This is a genomic window from Neisseria sp. P0021.S006 (assembly GCF_051956895.1).
On sequence record NZ_JBQCWZ010000261.1, the window covers coordinates 1 to 1,730 of the forward strand.

Below are 1,730 nucleotides of genomic sequence, written 5' to 3' on the forward strand. Positions count from 1 at the left end.
GCCTACCTCACATTCATTCCCATGCCCAAACCCTCACCTGCAGACTTGGCAGCCTTTGCCAAACACGTCGCTGCCTTCATCCCCACCATACCTGACGAACTTCTGCAACTCATTGACAGTCAAGAAACTGCTATCGTCTTTTTAGGCAAACCAAGCTGTTCATACTGTCGCCGTTTTGTTGCAAAACTGTCTACCGTTTCCTTAAACAAACAGCTTACCATCCACTTTACCGACAGCAGCAACAAAGCAGCTTTAAAAACTTTTCGTGAACAACACGGCATCCAAACTGTTCCCGCTCTACTCAAAATCTCACAAGGCAAAATAAAAGCCGTCTGCAATTCCAAATTATCAGAAGAAGAAATTGAAGCCTTTTTGAGCGCTTAGACTTCGCAAATTTCCTACTGATTACTTTCCCAGCCGACATTTCAGTTAAAATAATGGCCTAAAAATTTCAGACGGCCTTGAGCCTCAACACATACCATGACCCAAATCACTTTCCAACGCCCTGGCCAGCTAACCGCCCTACCTCCTTTATCACTCTATATCCATATTCCTTGGTGCATCAAAAAATGCCCGTATTGCGACTTCAATTCCCACAGCCTGAAAAACGGCCTGCCGGAAGAAGCCTATATCGATGCCCTATTAACCGACCTGCAGCTTGAATTGCCCAATATTTGGGGCAGACCAGTGGAAACCATATTTTTCGGCGGCGGCACACCCAGCCTGTTTCAAGCAGAATCGATTGACCGTTTATTAAGCGGCGTGCGTTCGCTGTTGCGCTTGCAACCCGAAGCGGAAATTACTTTAGAAGCGAACCCGGGCACATTTGAAATTGAGAAGTTTCAAGGGTTTAAAGACGCAGGCATTACGCGCCTGTCTATCGGTGTGCAGAGTTTTAACGACGATATGCTTGCTCGATTAGGACGCGTTCACAATGGCAAAGAAGCCCTGACAGCTATTGATACTGCATTGAAATTATTTGATAAAGTCAATATCGATTTGATGTATGCCCTGCCAAACCAAACGGTTCAGACGGCCTTAAACGATGTGCAAACGGCTATCGCAACAGGCGTATCTCATATCAGCGCATATCATCTGACAATGGAACCGAACACGCCTTTTGGTCATACGCCGCCCAAAGGATTGCCACAAGATGAAGCAGCATTGGATATTGAAGATGCCGTACACGGCGCATTGGAAAGCGCAGGCTTTATCCACTATGAAACATCGGCTTTTGCAAAACCTGCCATGCAGTGCCGCCATAATTTGAACTATTGGCAGTTCGGCGATTACTTAGGGATAGGCGCGGGTGCGCACGGCAAAATTTCCTATCCCGACCGTATCGAGCGAACTGTCCGCCGTCGCCATCCCAACGACTATCTTGCCGCCATGCAGAGCAATCCGCATGAAGCAGTCGAACGCAAAACTGTTGCTGCCGAAGACCTTCCATTCGAATTCATGATGAACGCCCTACGCCTGACCGACGGCGTACCTGCCGCAATGCTGCAAGAACGTACCGGTGTACCCACTGCAAAAATCATGGCACAAATCGAAACCGCCAGACAAAAAGGCCTGCTTGAATCAGACCCGACTGTGTTCCGCCCAACCGAGCAAGGCCGTGTGTTCTTAAACGATTTGTTACAGTGTTTTTTATAAATGCGGTTTTACAACAGCTAAAACATTTTTAGATCTGCTTAATTTTCCACAAGAAAATACAATCAGAATAATTG

General features: G+C 46.9%; 2 protein-coding genes. Both read left to right on the forward strand.

The features are described from left to right. A partial coding sequence (locus ACTHUM_RS13150; RefSeq protein ID WP_440403076.1) for a thioredoxin family protein occupies positions 1–384 on the forward strand: 384 nt, incomplete at its 5' end. A 96-nt stretch (positions 385–480) separates the two neighbouring features. Continuing rightward, positions 481–1,656, forward strand: coding sequence for a radical SAM family heme chaperone HemW (gene hemW / locus ACTHUM_RS13155; protein WP_440403077.1), 1,176 nt, complete (start codon positions 481–483; stop codon positions 1,654–1,656). The last annotated feature ends 74 nt before the right edge of the window (positions 1,657–1,730 follow it).

Excerpts from the sequence above, each read along its gene's own strand:
- hemW (WP_440403077.1), top strand. The coding sequence starts at position 481 with ATGACCCAAATCACTTTCCAACGCCCTGGCCAGCTAACCGCCCTACCT.